This is a genomic window from Methylocaldum sp. GT1BB, assembly GCF_051027545.1.
Taxonomy (GTDB): domain Bacteria; phylum Pseudomonadota; class Gammaproteobacteria; order Methylococcales; family Methylococcaceae; genus Methylocaldum.
In genome coordinates this window covers 2,275,579-2,290,462 of record NZ_CP194902.1, presented here as the reverse complement: position 1 = coordinate 2,290,462, position 14,884 = coordinate 2,275,579, and the positions used below count along the sequence as shown (strand labels likewise).

Sequence of the window (14,884 nt, the reverse complement as noted above, 5' to 3'; positions counted from 1 at the left end):
TGGCGGATCTCATCGTAATCCCGACGTATAACTGGACACAGCGGTAATTTCTTCGTCGCTCAACTTAGCCGCGATCGCGCGCATGATAGAATTTGCATCGTTGGCTCGAGCACCTGCCTTGAAATCACTCAAAGTCTTTTCGAGATAAGCGGCGTACTGGGCGCGCAGAGCAGGAAATTTCGCGGACGGATTGCCGGCGCCGTCCGGGCCATGGCAACCGGCGCAAGCCGGAACGCCGGACGAGGCATTGCCGGTGCGGTAAATCGTCTCTCCTAGCGGATTAGGCGCCTCTGCCTTTTCCAGCGTGGTCTTTTGCTGGGCATAGTAAGCGCTGATGTCGTCTATATCCGCGTCGGACAGAGGCTCAGCCATCGCGGTCATGGTCGGATTGGCTCTTTTCTCGCTTTTGAATTCGTGCAACTGCTTCGCAAGATATGAAGCATGCTGACCGGCCAACTTGGGAAATATAGGCGCATTGCTGTTTCCGTCGTCACCATGGCAACCGGCACAGGGCTCCGATTTTTCCTTTCCTGCCGCCGCATTTCCTTGAGCATAAGCGAGGGAATGACCACTCAACAAAATGAAACAAACCCATAATGCACACTTCCCCATCATTGACTCCTCGCTCTGGCAAACCAAATAAAGTTCTCTCACGCCGACCTGCGGCTCGTTTTTTAGAGCGCCAATCAAATACAGGTAGACTACAAAAGTCAACAGCTTTCCCGATTCGATTCTCATGAAAACCGCTTATCAAAATACCCGGTACCTGACGAGTGCGCCGAGCGTAAAAAATGCGCCGCCGGACGAAGGCTTCGAAATCGCCTTCGCGGGCCGCTCCAACGCCGGAAAATCGAGCGCGATCAATGTCATCACGCAGCAGAAATCGCTGGCGCGGGTCAGCAAAACGCCGGGGCGGACCCAGATGCTCAATTTTTTCCAAGTGGACGATCAGAGACGATTGGTCGATCTCCCCGGCTACGGCTATGCCCAGGTACCCGAGGCGATCCAGAAGAACTGGCGCCAGGCTCTGGAGTCTTATTTCAGCGAGCGCCGATCATTACGCGGGGTATTTCTGGTGATGGACATCCGCCATCCTCTGACGCCTTTCGATCACCGCATGATCGAGTGGTGCCATCACTGGAAGCTTCCGCTGCACATCGCCTTGACCAAGGCGGACAAACTCAGCCGGGGGGCTGCGCTCCAAACCTTGCGCAAGGTTGAAGCCGAATTGAACGCGCAAGAGGGATTAACGGTCAGCCTTCAGCTCTTTTCGGCACTCAAGCGGTTTGGATTGGAGGAAGCCTGGTCCGTGTTGGACCGCTGGCTGGAGATACCTCAATCGCAAGAGGCCAAAGCCCCATAAAAAGAAAAAGCTCCGAGGCAAATGGGGGGACATACCTCGGAGCGAAGTCCCGGCTTGGGGGGGATGCCGGGCGAATGACACTACTCAAAGGGAGGAGATGAGTAGTTCGCGTCGTTCCTGACACTTAATCGTTGTGACCGCCCCTATGGATAAAAGTTCAACCGCTTTGTCATGAGCTCTCACTTTTCGGGAGACGATGCGCCTCGTTTCGGACGCTAAAAGGTCTGGCGAAGCAGCAGACGCAGTTCCTTCAAGCTGCGGGAATTCAGCACGTCACGGGACTCCAGCCAGCCGCGTCGGGCCTGTCCGACGGCGTAGCGCAGATTCCTGAAGTCCAGGGTGCTGTGCGCGTCGGAGTTGAGACTGATCAGCACACCCTCGTCCTTGGCTAATTTGCAATGAGTATCGGCAAGATCGAGGCGCTCCGGATTAGCGTTGAGCTCGAGAAAACACCTTCGCTCTCTGGCCTTGCGGATGATGCGAAGCATGTCGACATCATAGGGCTCTCGGCGACCGATCAATCGCCCGGAGGGATGCGCCAGAATGGTGAAATAGGGATGATCCATCGCGCGAAGAATCCGCTCGGTCTGTTTGTTCCGGGGCAGATCGAATCGGCTGTGTACCGCACCGACGACGATATCGAGCCGGCTGAGCACATCGTCCGGCAAATCCAGATCGCCATCCTCCAATATGTCTACTTCGATGCCCTTGAGGAGAACGATGCCGTCCAAGGTTTCGTTCAGCCGATCGACCTCGTCCATATGCTTGAGCAAGCGGATCGGATCCAGCCCATGGGCTACCGTCAGCCGGCGGGAATGCTCGGTGATGGCGAGATATTCCAGGCCATGGCATCTCGCGGCTTCAGCCATCTCCGGGATAGTATTGTGGCCGTCCGATGCTTTGGTATGGGCGTGAAGATCGCCCTTGAGATCGGACAGTTCGACCAGCTTCGGCAAACGACCCGCTCGGGCCGCTTCGATTTCGCCCCGATCTTCCCGCAATTCCGCCGGGATAAAGGGCAATCCCACAGCGGCAAAGACCGATTCTTCGGTATCGCCCGCAACCCGCTCGTCGCCTCGAAACACCCCGTATTCGTTGATTTTTAGGCCTCTCTCCTGCCCCAAATGCCGAATGGCGATGTTATGCGCTTTGCCGCCGGTGAAATAATGCAGAGCCGCGCCGTAGCTTTCCGCCTGAACCACTCTGAAATCCACTTGCAGTCCGCCGCGCAGCAACACACTGGCGCGCGTGGGACCTTGTGACAAAACCTCCGCAACGTCCTCGTACTCGACGAAACGCTGCATTACGGGGCTTCCCGATTCCGCCGCCGCCAAGATGTCGAGATCGCCCACCGTCTCCTTGGCACGGCGATAGCTGCCGGCAATCACAACCCGCTCGACGCCGGGAACCCCGTTCAAATAATCGAGCAAAGGCGCCGCGTATTGCTCGGCGGCGACGCGCGTGTAACGCCCGGCTCCGCCACCATGAGCCTCCAGCGCGTCGGCGATGTGCATCTCGGTTTTTTCACCAAAGCCGGGAAGTGCCTGTATTCGATGATCGCGTACCGCACGCCGAAGCTGAGCCAGAGTTTGAATACCGAGTTCGCGGTAGAGCGCTCTGACTCGCTTTGGACCCAATCCGGGGATTTTCAAAAGTTCCGCGATGGCCGGCGGCAGCCGTTTGTGAAGCTCGTCCAGCGTCTTGCAGTGGCCAGTGTCGACGATTTCTTTGATCTTGCCGGCCAAGTCGGCGCCGATGCCCGGCAATTCGGTCAGGTCCTCGCCCTTTTGCACCATCGCGCGAACGTCCTTGCCCAATTCCTGGAGTATGCGGGCCGCGTTGTGATAGGCGCGGACCCGAAACACGTTCGCACCGTCGATTTCCAGAAGATCGGCGATTTCCTCGAAGATCGCGGCAATGTCGGCGTTACGGACGGGCATAGCGGGTACTCACGGATTCGGAAAGACGCGCACCAAACCGGCGGTGGCCGAGGTCGATATCAATTCGACTTCGGCGATACCGAAACGCTCCACCACCCACGCATTGGTCGAAAGATGCCGGGTCATCGGATCGACCGAAAAAACGGACTCGCCGTCGGCCAGAGCGCAAGGCAACACCAATTGATCCGCCAGATGCTCGTCCACCGAGGCATTCGTATGATGGTGCTCCAACAGTTTTGCGCAGGCATCTTCGGCGACTTGCTCCGCCGGCTTCCCCCGCTCGCCCAAGGCGCTGAAACCGGCCAGAGAACGCTCGTAGCGCGCGACGAGGAAAATCCCCGCCCCCGGACAGGCCGCCTGAACGGAAACTGCGTCGATCTCGCAAGACATGTTTTTTCGTCGCAGTATGGTCTCTGCTCGGTCCGCCATGCGTTTGACCACATGCTCGGGAAGATTGGCGGCAAGCGCCCGGCCGGAAATCTCGACGAGTTCGCCTCGATCCGGCACATTAAGAGAGTGCAGCCTCTTTCTCGTTCCTACTCCGGTTCCTCTCGTCTCCAGCAGCACTTCACCCTTTCCGACCGGGTACCAGCCGGATCGTTCCAGACTGAGTTCGGCGCGTACGCCCATGAGCTTCAAATAAGGGAGCCACACGTCATGAAGATAATCGAACGGCGGGCTCAAGGGCACGTGCGTTCCGCCCCGCAACTCGACCCGTGAGCCGCCTTCGGTCAACGCCAAAGGCAGCAGCACCGTTTGCAGTACCAGCGACACTGCTCCCGCGCTGCCGCCTTGCCTCGCTTTCGCGACATCGAAGAGATAGTCGCCGGCCTTTGGCTTTGTCCGCGGCGTGAACGTCAGAGTCCTGGAACCCAATTCGGTCCCGCTCAGCTCGGCATCGCAAAGCTTAGCCGCCGCAAACACCGCCGTCAGATGCTGGGCAGCCAATCCCGGCTTTTTCCGCCTCGCACGGATGTTTTCGATACGTACCGGACGGCCGGTAATGGTGGACAGGCAGAGCGTGGTCCTAAGAATTTGCCCGCCGCCTTCGCCGTAGGAACCGTCAATAACGATGCGATCCATGGTCTCAGTCATCTATTCCTCAAGAATTTTGATCAATAGAACGAGCGTTCATCATTGCAATGAAATACTCCTCGGTGGCTTAATTAAGATGCTAGGCAAGGCGCCGCATACTTCCCGAGACTGCCGAGCGAATGCTGCCCAGGATAGAAACCACCGGGGCGGTGGTGGTTTATTAATCAGGCCCGTAAATACCCTCCTGGTATTTCGGGCCGCCGCCCAGGCCGCGGTACACACCCGGCCTGGGCTCACGCGGCTTGTCGCCGCGCCGGGGCATCCCTGCCCCGGATTAACCCGGCCTATATTTATAGGCCGGGTTAATAAGTCTCTAGGAATGAGGGTCACCGACCGATTTGGCCCTCACCGGACAGAACCAAGGAGGATTTTCCCATGTCCACAAGAAACTTCGTTATTCCCTTCTTCGCCTGCTTGTTGATGAGCAGCCTGCCCTTCAACGCCTCCGCAGCAGCACCCAGCATGTGGTGGGATCACTTGGACGGAGGAACCATGAGTCAAGCCGATTGCGTCAACAAGGGCGAATCGATATTAAACGCCGAGAAAGCAGGCAGAATCAGCAAGGACGAGGACTCGGTCCGCTCATGGAGCGAACATATCACCGGAGTGGTTGAATGTTTGAAGACGGACGGCGGTTTGATGATCATGGTTTTGGTAGGCAGCGATAACACGGTTGCAGGCAATGCCCTGTTCAACGCGCTGAAAAACGGAATGAAGCGGTAATTTCACTTGCCGGCCTGCCCGACCGCCGGGCGGGCCGGCGGAAACACGGATACCATTCTTTTCGGCCATCGCGCCTGAAAAAGATGGTTCGCGAATACCCGTCGAGTTCAGTAGCGCTTCCTTGAAAACGGACTCGGCGAAGCAGTCTGTCGCCCAATTTTCGCGTTACTCCGACCGCCTGTATACTGACCTCGGCTTCCCCCGGAGAACGCGTCATGCCCGACCAACTAAAGCGCTTCTACGGCAGAATCGGACTGGTCCTGCTGTTCGTCGCCGTGCTGTCCGCCTTCTTCGCTCTCGGAGGAAATCAATGGTTTAGCCTCGAATTCATCAAGGAAAATCGTGATCGGCTCATAGAATTTACCGAGCGGCATTACCTACTCATGCTGCTCGCCTCGGCATCCCTCTACGTCGCTTCGACGGCATTCAGCATTCCGGGTGGAGCGATACTGTCGCTGACGATGGGTTTGCTGTTCGGACGTTGGCTGGGCACTTTGGTGACGGTGATCGCGTCGACCCTGGGCGCTTTGCTGGTGTTTTTGGCGGCACGCTTCGTTTTTGCCGACCTCGCCCGCGCCAAATTGTCGAAGTCTCCGATGGCTACGAAAATCGTGAAAGGATTCGAGGGCGACGCTTTCCGCTATTTGCTTTTCCTGAGACTGGTTCCGCTTTTTCCGTTCTGGCTGGTCAATCTGGCGCCGGCCGTAACCAACATTACTGCCCGCACCTATTTCCTCGCCACGCTGATCGGCGTCATTCCCGGCAGTTTCGTTTACGTCAACTTGGGACAGGCTTTGGGCGAAATCAGCGACATCAAAGATATCTGGTCGCCGGAAGTGATTCTCAGCTTTACGCTCCTCGGCCTCCTGATCGTGCTTCCCGCTCTATTACGAAAAAACCACACTGAACCCGAGTAAACGACGCGGCCGCAACGATACGGCAAACGTGGTTCCACCGTCTTGACAGGGTCGGGAACTCATCGCCTTCCCGCTCTCTCGAAGGAACGAGCCATTCAACAAGCGATCGGAAAAATCCATGAACCGCGCGATCACCCTCAATTTCCATTTTGCCGTCTGGTTGTCGATCCTGGGCGGTATCGCTGTCCTCGGCAATCTCAACCTCGTCATTCCGGAAGCGGAGGGATTCTACGGCCCTATGCGGAACAACCTATTCATCGTCGTCGGCTATCTATTGATCAGCCAGATAGTGCTGTGGTACTTCCGTTATCGCCGGGGGAGCCGCATCGAAGCGCTGCTCATGGGACTCATCTTTCTTCTGACCGCAGGCGGCGTCGAGCTGTACGCCATGCTCAACGACCTGCCCATCAGCCAGATTTTCGTCTTCGCCTTGGTTTACCTGGGCGCCTCGCACATCCTGTATTATTTCGGCGAGCACATGATGGCCGAACCGCGCACGGAACGTACTTCCGAACCGAAGCGGCGGGGCTCAGGGATCTAAAAAAACTAAGGCGCGGGAGCACTCATGAATTGGCTGCTCATATGCTCCTTGAGTTCCTGACCGTCCCGGTAAATGAACAGGGCTTTAAGTCCCTCCGTTTCGGCAATCCGGGCTCCCTCGATTTCACCCACGCATAACAGAGCCGTCGACCAGGCATCCGCCAAAGTCGGATCGTCATGCAGAACGGTGACGGACAGCAGATTGTGGGTCACGGGACGACCGGTCTTCGGATCGATGATATGGGAGTAAGCTTGCCCGCCCGACTCGAAAAAGTTTCGGTACGTACCGGACGTCATCACGGCCGCGCCGTTTTCCTGATGGATGTCCAGAATGCGCTGGACCTCCCGCACCAGCGGCGTGGGCTTTTCGATAGCCACCCGCCAAGCCGCCCCGTTGGCTTTGCGCCCCTTGACCTTCATCTCGCCGCCGATTTCCGCGAGATAATTGTGAATCCCCCGGCTTTCGAGCCGATCGGCCACGGCGGCCACGGTATAGCCCTGCGCGATGGACGACAAATCGATGGTGAGTTCGGGATCCGATTTGCGGATACGCCCGTTTTCCGCATCGATTTCCAATTTGCTCATGCCCACATGAGCCAAGGTCCGGTCGATTTCGCCCTGTTCCGGCACCCGGTTTTCGTGCTTGGAAAAACCCCACAGATCGAATAAGGGCTTTACCGTAAGATCGTAGCAGCCTGCCGAGCGCTGGTTGATCTCCTTCGCGATCGCCACCAGCCGGATGATTTCCGAAGAGACCGAAATCCAGTCGGTCGTTTTCTGCTGGTTCACTCGGGAAATTTCCGAGTCCTCGCGCCAATTCGACAGTTTTTCGTCGACCAGCTTGAATACGGCTTCGACGTCGGTCTTGACCTGTTCCGGCGTCGCCTCGACCTTATCCATCACCATCTTGATGTGGTAGGTCGTACCCTGAATCGCCCCGGAAAGCTCGGTTTCGGCCGCTCGTTCGCAGCCGGTAAAGCTTAAGATGATCAGCAGACAAGAGATGTATCGAAACGTCATGAGAAAAAACCGAATGAAACGTGCGGCCGGTGCTATGGATGAAACGGCCACACCCAGGGAATGATACTCAGCGCCACGATCCCCATCAGAATGTTCAAAGGAACGCCGAAGCGAACGAAATCGCTGAAATGATAACCGCCGGGACCGTAAACCATTAAGTTGGTCTGATAGCCGATCGGGGTAGAAAAGCCCATGGACGCCGCGACCATTACGGCAACGATGAACGGCCAAAAACTGACATCCAGTTTGTCGGCAATGGCCAAAGCCAGGGGAAACATCAATACCGCTACCGAATTATTGCTGAGCAGTTCGGTCAGCACGACGGTCAAGAAATAAAACAGCACCAGCACCAAAAGCGGATTGTCTCCGGCGAGATTCAGAAAACCCTGCGCGATTCCCGATGCCGCACCGGATACCTCCAGGGCTTTGCCGAGACCGAACGAAGCCGCTATGGCAAGCAACACCTGACCGTCCAGGCTTTTCCTGGCGGTCGGCACGGAGCAGCACCCCGTCAGCAGCATGGCGGCCGCACCGAGCAGGGCCGCTTTCAGCATGCTCAACCATTCGAAAGAAGCGCTCAGCACCACGGCGGCCAAAATCAACCAGGCCATGCCTGCACGCTCGTGACGAACCGGCAAATACTCGGATACCTGACTTATCAGAAGAAAATCGTTGGAATTCCGATGCCGCTCCAGGAAAGGCGGGCGGACATCGAGCAACAGCGTGTCCGCCGGCTCCAAGCGAATTTCGCCGATTTTACCGGAGATACGCTGACCGTTGCGCGCCACGGCGATCACCGAGCCGCCGTAGACCATGCGGAAACGGCCTTCCTTGATGGTTTTGCCTACCAGCGCGCATTGCGGCGAAACGACTACCTCCACCAATACGCGCTCGCGGTGCTTTCTGTCCTCCAGGGTAAACGACTTGTCGGCCGACGGGAGCAGACCCTTGATCCGCTGCAATTCCACCACCGAATCGCTCACGCCCGCGAAAACCAGTTGATCGCCGGGCTGGAGGCGCTCGTAAGGTCCGACCGCCGCCAACACTTCATCGCCACGTTCGATTTCGACCAGATAGAGCCCTTGTAAATGGCGAAGACCGGCCTCTTCGATGGTTTTACCCACCAAGGCTCCATTGTCCTCGACCGACATTTCGACCGTATATTCCTTGGGATTTTCGAACACGGCGCTGGCGGGTTTGCGCTCGGGCAACTGCTTGGGCGCCAACAACAAAATGTAGATCATCGTGAGAATCGAACACGGAATACCAACCCAGGCGATGTCGAACAATCCTAGCCCCGGCCTATTGCTGTGCAGTAGAAGCCCGTTGACGATCAGGTTGGTGCTGGTGCCGATCAAAGTGATCGTTCCGCCGACGACCGCCGCGTAACTCAGCGGAATCAGCAGTTTCGAAGGCGAGATTTGCAGGCGCTTGGCCCAGGTGAGAACGGCAGGCAGAAAAACAGCCACCAAGGGCGTATTGTTCATGAAGGCGCTAACCGACGTGACCGGCACGATCAGCCTCAGCAACGCCCCCCGCAGGGACTTCGGACGCCCGAGCACATGCTGGACCAGCATATCGACGCCACCGGTCTCCCGGATACCGGCCACCACCACGTACATCAGCGCGACGGTAATCATGCCTTCGTTGGAAAAACCGCTCAAGGCTTGATCCGGCGTCAGTACACCGGATACGAGTAGCATCACGACTCCGCCCAGCAGTATCAGCTCAGGCGCGGCGGACGTGAAAAGCATTAAGCTTAAGCACCCCAAAACCACGCCGACCGCGAGCCAAGCTTGTCCACCCATAACCGTTTTTTTGCCTCGGGAAAGATCGTTGCCGTTGAAAAACGGCCCATTTTAGACGGGATTCAAATTACAAAAAAGAATAGAAACACTTTTTTTTATAACAGATAATCAGGCATTCAAGCGTTCCTCGACCTTCTCTTTGAATTTGAGAAAGTGAACGGTTTGCAGCTCTTCCGGCGTGTCCACGCCCAGAATGGAAAGCGGCAAGTCGATGTCGGTGATATAGATGGGATAGCGTTCCCCGCTCTGACGAAGCCGCATGATATGGGCCGCCGCCATGGAAAATACGTCCTGTCCCGCATCCATGGAAGAAAACTCCGAGTCGTTGCAGAAAATCGTGTAGGCCACGCGGCCAGGCGCAGTCTCTTGAGCGAATACTCGAATTTCCAGCATGCGACTGTCCGGGTTGGGCTGGAAACCGGCGGATTTCACGCTGTATCCGCCGGACGCCTGATGTTCCACCACGTAATATTCGATCCCGCCGGCGGCCAGTACATAGCGCTGCAAGATGTCGCCGAGAAACGAGGCATAAGGCCCCAGCAAGAGTTGGGGTCCGACCGCCTCGTGGCTACGGTAGAACAACGAACCCCGCTCGTCCAGAATGTAAACCTTTACCTGCGAGGATTCCGGTTGGCAAAAGATTTGAATAACTCCCGGCCGATTATGAGCGTATATCAAAGGCAAAGGGTCATTTTCGAGGGCGGCGCGATCGAAAATGACCGGCGAAAACATAGATCGGGGAGCGGACAGCTCGCTATACAAGCGATCCACGTCGGGTACGCCCCAAAAACGGACGCTCGTTCCCTGATTATCGAATAGGTAGAATTCCGAACCGCCCCGCAGGATATAGCGCAGCGATCGGTCCGAACTCGAAAACGCCGCCCTCAAATCCCGATAAAGCTCCTGAACTCTCAGGGCGATGGTTCGGGCCCGCCCGGCAACGAAACAGAAGCACTCGACGTGCGATTCATTGGAAAGCGATTCGTTGATGAGATCCGCCAGACAATCGAGGAATCCGACCAAACCTTGGTAACGCTTGACCAGGGTTTCCCGCCACGACGTCAAAATGACGGCATCGACTTGATGAATCAGGTTCGTCCGCTCGTAGCCATAACTCAGCGCATCATGACGATCGCTGGCCAGTCTGATTCCGTCGCGGCGCTCGGCATCGACGTCGATCCCCAGGTTGACGAACAACGCTGCGGCAATCACGCGCGGGGCTCGGCCGTAGTCGTCCAGATGTTCCGGCTCGCTCTGGTGCGACGCGAGAAAACGGTTCAACGCACGCAAATTGTTCTTGAGTTCCAAAAGCGTCAATGCGCTTTCGACGGTTTCCAGAAAGAGGTTGGCGCTCCGATCGTAAAGTCCGTTGAACGACAGCCAGGCCAAAAGCTCGACCAGGCTGCGCGCCTTTTTCAGATATGGCGCCTTGCCCGCATCCGCAGATGCCACCCGTCCGGAGTATAAGATCCATCCCATTTCGCCGTCCGCCAGGCGGACTTCGTGCATTGAGAAATCTTTAGGTTCGATGCAGTCGCCGCTATCGAGGCTCAGCCTTTCCACTTTACCGGGTTTAAGCTCCAAAGCGGCTGAAAGTCTGCGCCCCAAAAGCTTGATTTCCTCTCCGGCCGGACCTCCGATCTCGGAATGCTCCGCCGCGAACTGCCTCACGGTTCGATAACTCCGGGTCAATTCGTGGCCGATGACTTTTTGCTCCTGCAAAGCCTTGACCACGGTCCAGTGACGCCGCTCGTCCAGATCCCGGATGCGTTGACGCGGCCATCCCCAGGCGTGGACCATGGCGGTCAAAATCTCTTGCCGACGGCGTTTCTCCGCTTCCGTGCCCCCGCCAAATCTCACCAATTCGTTGAGCTTGAGATAAAAGCATTGCCGCGCCAACTCCAGCCGCTCGCGCTCCCCCCCCGCCAAAAAATAACGCTCGACGTCCCGATACATGAGGATATATGAGTCGAGCTCGCGGTCATCCAGACTCCCCTCGTACACCGCCGCCTTCAACCGGGCGCAGAGCCATCGGGTGTGGGGATACTGGCTGGCGTAACTCTCCATCAGAAATAGCTTGAGCAATGACTTGTGCGGTGCATCGATCGCCTTGTGCAAATGCCACAGCGTGCCGCCGAGAAATTCGTCGGGCGGGATATATTCAAGCCCTCCGAAATCGATGAAATCGTTTTCGTTGACGAAGCGTTTTTCTCTCAAGTGGTTCAGATATTCTCCGTACCGCGCCTCCTGGTCGGGCGGCACCAGCCACCAGGCGGTGGCGCGACCGGCCAGCCAGACGCTGGTGCGGTAGAACTCTTCGAGCAACAGATGATGCTGCACGCTGCCGCAGCTTTCGGAAGAAATCGGGGTGCCGATGCCGAGACGGAACCGTTCGCTATCGATGAAGAAGATATGGGCCTCCAATCCAAGGGATTGGGCCCATTTTTCCACGCCGGCCGCTTTGCGACGCAATTCGTCCAGTTGACTTTCGTCCAACGAGCCCGAATGACACAGCCAGATATCGAGGTCGCTTTTCCTGGAATAGGCAACACTGCTGACACTGCCCATCAGGTATATGCCATGGATCGGATATTCGGTCAGCGCGCGCCGCTTGTATTCGAAACTCTTGGTTAGCCGCCTGACGGCGAGCAGCGTCCGGCGCGCGGGAACATAGTCCTGGATGCCGGCCGGCGTCTCGGACGAGACGTAACCGGGCAGCATCGGGTGATTGCAGTGAAACAAGAGCGGCAACAAATCGAGAAAATCCCGCTGACGCGGCGTTTGATATTCCTGAATGCGCTGCAACTGAAGCCGATGCAGGTTTTGGAAGCGCCGAACGATGGCGGCCAAACTCTTCCGATCGATTTCCTCGCCGGGTCCGCCGAGCCTTATCGCTCGCAAAGTGGTCGCTGTCACGATAATTTCGGTCCGTATGGCTCGGAATGAAGACGCTGCATGAGTTTTCGCGCGTCGTCTCCTTTTTGCCAGGAGGCGACCGCGCAATCGATCCGCCACATTTCCGCGCCGGCCAAGGCCACGCGTTCTGCGCCGAACTTGGTGGCAAGCGCTTCCGCATCGGTGCGGACGGTTTCGGGAAGAATCAAAAGGAAAGCCGTCTCATCGAGGCGGCCGATTTGGTCGGCCCATCGCAGCTGCGCATTGAATTCCTGAGCGAATTCGCGCAGCGTGGTTTCCGGCAGCGATGCGCCACGGGGCGGCTGCAGGGTGACGCGAATCACCGACAAGGCATTGCCATAGCGCCGGCTGCGGCTCACGTGACCTTCCAAAGCCTGAAGAATCGCGTTCCGGTTCAGAAGCCCCGTTTCCGAGTCCTTGGTGTGCAGGGTGTTGACCAATTCTTGAAGACGGCCGCGAGCCGTTTCGATCCGCACGTTTTCGGTCACATCCTGGAAAAAATAAGCCTCGCTGCCGTCGGCGAGAGCGGCGCACTCGCGCTGCAGCCAAAACTGCTCGCCACCGCGCGTGACGCAAAGCCTATCGTCGCCAGCGAACAGAACGGCCAGCCCGATATCCTCCGCAGTCTTCGGGGCCCATCCGTCCAAATGATGCGCCAATTCGAACCACTGGGCCAAACGTTCGTTCACCCATAAAATTCGCCGATCCCGCATAATCGCAACGCCCATCGGCGCCCGATCCAGCGCCTCGACCAAGGCTTTCTGCATGGGGTTACTCACTAAATTCGATTCAACAGGTTTAATTTTAATCGGCCGCGAAAGTTCTGCCCGCCACACGACCCGAGTAACGGTCTATTAACCCGGCCTATAAATATAGGCCGGGTTAATCCGGGGCAGGGATGCCCCGGCGCGGCGACAAGCCGCGTGAGCCCAGGCCGGGCGTGTACCGGGCCTGGGCGGCGGCCCGAAATACCAGGAGGGTATTTACGGGCCTGATTAATAAAGAGCGATCGAAACGACAGATTACGGCGATGCTTCCCATCCGAGATCTACTCAACCGCATCCGCTGGGATGAAGACTTCGCGCGGGCCGAATTCGCTATCGGCTACTACGACCGCATCGAAAAGACGATTGTGGTGACACCGTTAAAACGGATCGACTTTCCTGGGGATCGCCCCGGCGTATTCGAACTCACCGATTCCGAAGGTGAAACGCACACTATTCCACTCCACCGCATTAAAGTGGTATATCGAAACGGAGAGCTTATCTGGCAACGTACGCACTAATTCAAAGGGGGCCGCATGTCCGCGAATATGTCTCGTTACGCAGAACTTATCGGACGAATTTTCATGTCCATCATCTTTCTGTTGTCGGGCTTCAACAAGATCGGCGGTTTTGCCGGAACCCAAACCTACATGGAATCGATAGGGGTACCGGGCATGCTGCTGCCGCTGGTTATCGCATTGGAAATCGGAGGCGCGATAGCCATCATGATCGGCTGGTACACGCGGTGGTTTGCCCTAGCCCTCGCCGGTTTCTCCATCGCGGCGGCCTTGCTCTTCCACCTTAATTTCGGCGACAAGGTGCAAACCATCATGTTCTTGAAGAACATAGCGATCGCCGGAGGCTTCATGGTCATTTTTTCCCATGGCCCCGGCGATCTGAGTTTGGACAAGCGACAGGGCCGGTATTGAGATTTGCCCGGTCCCATCTGATCAGTGCGTTTTGTGCAGAGAGCTCGGCGCGTTCAGATCGGCGTCGTCGTCGACACCGACGCCCAGCCGGTCTACCAATTCGCCGCCCAGCCATCCGGTGATCAAGACCAATGCGAAACCAGCAAACGACAGAACGAAGGCCCAAGCTCCGGGGAAATCGATATTCCGCCGGAGCCACCAACTGGCGATGAAAAGCAGCAGTACCACCACATTGCCGACACCGTGCATCAGTCCGATATACTTGGCGCGGGTATTGGGCGGTATGGCCAGCCAGTCGATCAAGCCGAACGGCGCAGCAATCAGCCCGCCTATGATTCCTGCCGCGATCATCCAGAAGGCGACCGTCACAAAACTCGGCGAACCCGTCATCAGATAAATGATGTCGAAGACAACACCTGTGGACAGCAACCCGAGCGGAAATACGATCAGTATCGGATGGGCCGGGTGGCCGAGAATCTTAGCTTTGCTTTGCATACTGCCTCCTTGGAACTGGAACACCAGTCGCACGATTTGATGAGTTGAAAAGTCACCGCGGCAATCGCAGCCGTATCGAAGGCGGCTTGCGATACGCCTAAGCGACCCCTCGATTCATGATTTCCCCCAAACGATCTCCATGCCTTCCCTGTTACCCAAAGCCGTCCGCAGCAGACCGATCAACGCTCTATCGAGTCCCTGTTCCTCCAAAAACTCCAGCTGGGCTCGATTGACGAAATAGTCCCTGTCGATCGAGCTTTCTTCCTCCAATACATCCATCAACTGTTGAAGCTGTTGGTCGCTGATTTCTCCGACGAACGCGCCGGTTTCCTTGTCGTGAAGCTTCACCATGGCTGTTTCTCCAACCGCTCGCT

Annotated in this window: 15 protein-coding genes; 6 read left to right on the top strand and 9 right to left on the bottom strand. The window is 57.0% G+C overall.

Annotated elements, in window-relative coordinates; genetic code table 11:
• Window positions 1-9: 9 nt before the first annotated feature.
• Window positions 10-738: a c-type cytochrome gene (locus ACR2TX_RS11545; protein WP_434101741.1), complete on the bottom strand. Its 729-nt coding sequence runs from the start codon at window positions 736-738 to the stop codon at window positions 10-12.
• Between ACR2TX_RS11545 and yihA the strand changes: the two genes are divergently transcribed.
• The gene (gene yihA, locus ACR2TX_RS11540) at window positions 737-1,363 is read left to right on the top strand and encodes a ribosome biogenesis GTP-binding protein YihA/YsxC (protein ID WP_086133070.1); all 627 of its coding nucleotides are present in this window, start codon (window positions 737-739) and stop codon (window positions 1,361-1,363) included. The genes ACR2TX_RS11545 and yihA overlap by 2 nt on opposite strands.
• Window positions 1,364-1,578: 215 nt before the next feature.
• Here yihA and polX read toward each other — a convergent pair whose 3' ends face one another.
• A complete protein-coding gene (gene polX / locus ACR2TX_RS11535; protein ID WP_434132216.1) occupies window positions 1,579-3,303 on the bottom strand; it encodes a DNA polymerase/3'-5' exonuclease PolX in 1,725 nt (574 codons plus the stop codon).
• Between the two features lie 9 nt (window positions 3,304-3,312).
• Window positions 3,313-4,386: an RNA 3'-terminal phosphate cyclase gene (gene rtcA / locus ACR2TX_RS11530; protein ID WP_077727910.1), complete on the bottom strand. Its 1,074-nt coding sequence runs from the start codon at window positions 4,384-4,386 to the stop codon at window positions 3,313-3,315.
• A gap of 387 nt (window positions 4,387-4,773) precedes the next feature.
• Here rtcA and ACR2TX_RS11525 point away from each other — a divergent pair, with 387 nt between their 5' ends.
• The 3 genes from ACR2TX_RS11525 (at window position 4,774) to ACR2TX_RS11515 (ending at window position 6,579) form a co-directional block, all read left to right on the top strand.
• Window positions 4,774-5,121 (top strand): hypothetical protein, encoded by a 348-nt coding sequence (locus ACR2TX_RS11525; RefSeq protein WP_240502352.1) that lies wholly within the window; start codon window positions 4,774-4,776, stop codon window positions 5,119-5,121.
• A gap of 215 nt (window positions 5,122-5,336) precedes the next feature.
• A complete protein-coding gene (locus ACR2TX_RS11520; RefSeq protein ID WP_086133068.1) occupies window positions 5,337-6,038 on the top strand; it encodes a TVP38/TMEM64 family protein in 702 nt (233 codons plus the stop codon).
• Window positions 6,039-6,156: 118 nt separating this feature from the next.
• Window positions 6,157-6,579 (top strand): hypothetical protein, encoded by a 423-nt coding sequence (locus ACR2TX_RS11515; protein ID WP_077727908.1) that lies wholly within the window; start codon window positions 6,157-6,159, stop codon window positions 6,577-6,579.
• A gap of 5 nt (window positions 6,580-6,584) precedes the next feature.
• Here the strand turns inward: ACR2TX_RS11515 and ACR2TX_RS11510 are convergent, their stop codons facing one another.
• The 4 genes from ACR2TX_RS11510 to ACR2TX_RS11495 all read right to left on the bottom strand — a co-directional run bounded on the left by ACR2TX_RS11510 (window position 6,585) and on the right by ACR2TX_RS11495 (window position 13,089).
• Complete coding sequence (locus ACR2TX_RS11510) at window positions 6,585-7,598, bottom strand: FAD:protein FMN transferase (protein WP_434132213.1); 1,014 nt, start codon at window positions 7,596-7,598, stop codon at window positions 6,585-6,587.
• Window positions 7,599-7,630: 32 nt separating this feature from the next.
• Window positions 7,631-9,406: an SLC13 family permease gene (locus tag ACR2TX_RS11505; protein WP_077727907.1), complete on the bottom strand. Its 1,776-nt coding sequence runs from the start codon at window positions 9,404-9,406 to the stop codon at window positions 7,631-7,633.
• Between the two features lie 108 nt (window positions 9,407-9,514).
• The gene (locus tag ACR2TX_RS11500) at window positions 9,515-12,322 is read right to left on the bottom strand and encodes a class I adenylate cyclase (RefSeq protein WP_434132211.1); all 2,808 of its coding nucleotides are present in this window, start codon (window positions 12,320-12,322) and stop codon (window positions 9,515-9,517) included.
• Complete coding sequence (locus ACR2TX_RS11495) at window positions 12,319-13,089, bottom strand: GGDEF domain-containing protein (RefSeq protein WP_434132208.1); 771 nt, start codon at window positions 13,087-13,089, stop codon at window positions 12,319-12,321. The genes ACR2TX_RS11500 and ACR2TX_RS11495 overlap by 4 nt, the downstream gene beginning before the upstream one ends.
• A 131-nt stretch (window positions 13,090-13,220) precedes the next feature.
• Here ACR2TX_RS11495 and ACR2TX_RS11490 point away from each other — a divergent pair, with 131 nt between their 5' ends.
• The gene (locus ACR2TX_RS11490; RefSeq protein WP_240502351.1) at window positions 13,221-13,607 is read left to right on the top strand and encodes a DUF504 domain-containing protein; all 387 of its coding nucleotides are present in this window, start codon (window positions 13,221-13,223) and stop codon (window positions 13,605-13,607) included.
• A 15-nt stretch (window positions 13,608-13,622) separates the two neighbouring features.
• On the top strand, window positions 13,623-14,015 hold the full coding sequence (locus ACR2TX_RS11485; RefSeq protein WP_434132206.1) for a DoxX family protein: 393 nt from the start codon (window positions 13,623-13,625) through the stop codon (window positions 14,013-14,015).
• A gap of 21 nt (window positions 14,016-14,036) precedes the next feature.
• Here ACR2TX_RS11485 and ACR2TX_RS11480 read toward each other — a convergent pair whose 3' ends face one another.
• Together ACR2TX_RS11480 and ACR2TX_RS11475 are read right to left on the bottom strand one after the other, a co-directional pair.
• On the bottom strand, window positions 14,037-14,510 hold the full coding sequence (locus ACR2TX_RS11480) for a DUF2231 domain-containing protein (RefSeq protein ID WP_077727902.1): 474 nt from the start codon (window positions 14,508-14,510) through the stop codon (window positions 14,037-14,039).
• Between the two features lie 114 nt (window positions 14,511-14,624).
• Window positions 14,625-14,861, bottom strand: coding sequence for a galactosyldiacylglycerol synthase (locus tag ACR2TX_RS11475; RefSeq protein ID WP_077727901.1), 237 nt, complete (start codon window positions 14,859-14,861; stop codon window positions 14,625-14,627).
• Window positions 14,862-14,884 lie beyond the last annotated feature (23 nt).

Coding starts and splice junctions, on each gene's coding strand:
- yihA (WP_086133070.1), top strand. CDS start 737: ATGAAAACCGCTTATCAAAATACCCGGTACCTGACGAGTGCGCCGAGC.
- ACR2TX_RS11545 (WP_434101741.1), bottom strand. CDS start 738: ATGAGAATCGAATCGGGAAAGCTGTTGACTTTTGTAGTCTACCTGTAT.
- polX (WP_434132216.1), bottom strand. CDS start 3,303: ATGCCCGTCCGTAACGCCGACATTGCCGCGATCTTCGAGGAAATCGCC.
- rtcA (WP_077727910.1), bottom strand. CDS start 4,386: ATGGATCGCATCGTTATTGACGGTTCCTACGGCGAAGGCGGCGGGCAA.
- ACR2TX_RS11525 (WP_240502352.1), top strand. CDS start 4,774: ATGTCCACAAGAAACTTCGTTATTCCCTTCTTCGCCTGCTTGTTGATG.
- ACR2TX_RS11520 (WP_086133068.1), top strand. CDS start 5,337: ATGCCCGACCAACTAAAGCGCTTCTACGGCAGAATCGGACTGGTCCTG.
- ACR2TX_RS11515 (WP_077727908.1), top strand. CDS start 6,157: ATGAACCGCGCGATCACCCTCAATTTCCATTTTGCCGTCTGGTTGTCG.
- ACR2TX_RS11510 (WP_434132213.1), bottom strand. CDS start 7,598: ATGACGTTTCGATACATCTCTTGTCTGCTGATCATCTTAAGCTTTACC.
- ACR2TX_RS11505 (WP_077727907.1), bottom strand. CDS start 9,406: ATGGGTGGACAAGCTTGGCTCGCGGTCGGCGTGGTTTTGGGGTGCTTA.
- ACR2TX_RS11495 (WP_434132208.1), bottom strand. CDS start 13,089: ATGCAGAAAGCCTTGGTCGAGGCGCTGGATCGGGCGCCGATGGGCGTT.
- ACR2TX_RS11490 (WP_240502351.1), top strand. CDS start 13,221: ATGCCCCGGCGCGGCGACAAGCCGCGTGAGCCCAGGCCGGGCGTGTAC.
- ACR2TX_RS11485 (WP_434132206.1), top strand. CDS start 13,623: ATGTCCGCGAATATGTCTCGTTACGCAGAACTTATCGGACGAATTTTC.
- ACR2TX_RS11480 (WP_077727902.1), bottom strand. CDS start 14,510: ATGCAAAGCAAAGCTAAGATTCTCGGCCACCCGGCCCATCCGATACTG.
- ACR2TX_RS11475 (WP_077727901.1), bottom strand. CDS start 14,861: ATGGTGAAGCTTCACGACAAGGAAACCGGCGCGTTCGTCGGAGAAATC.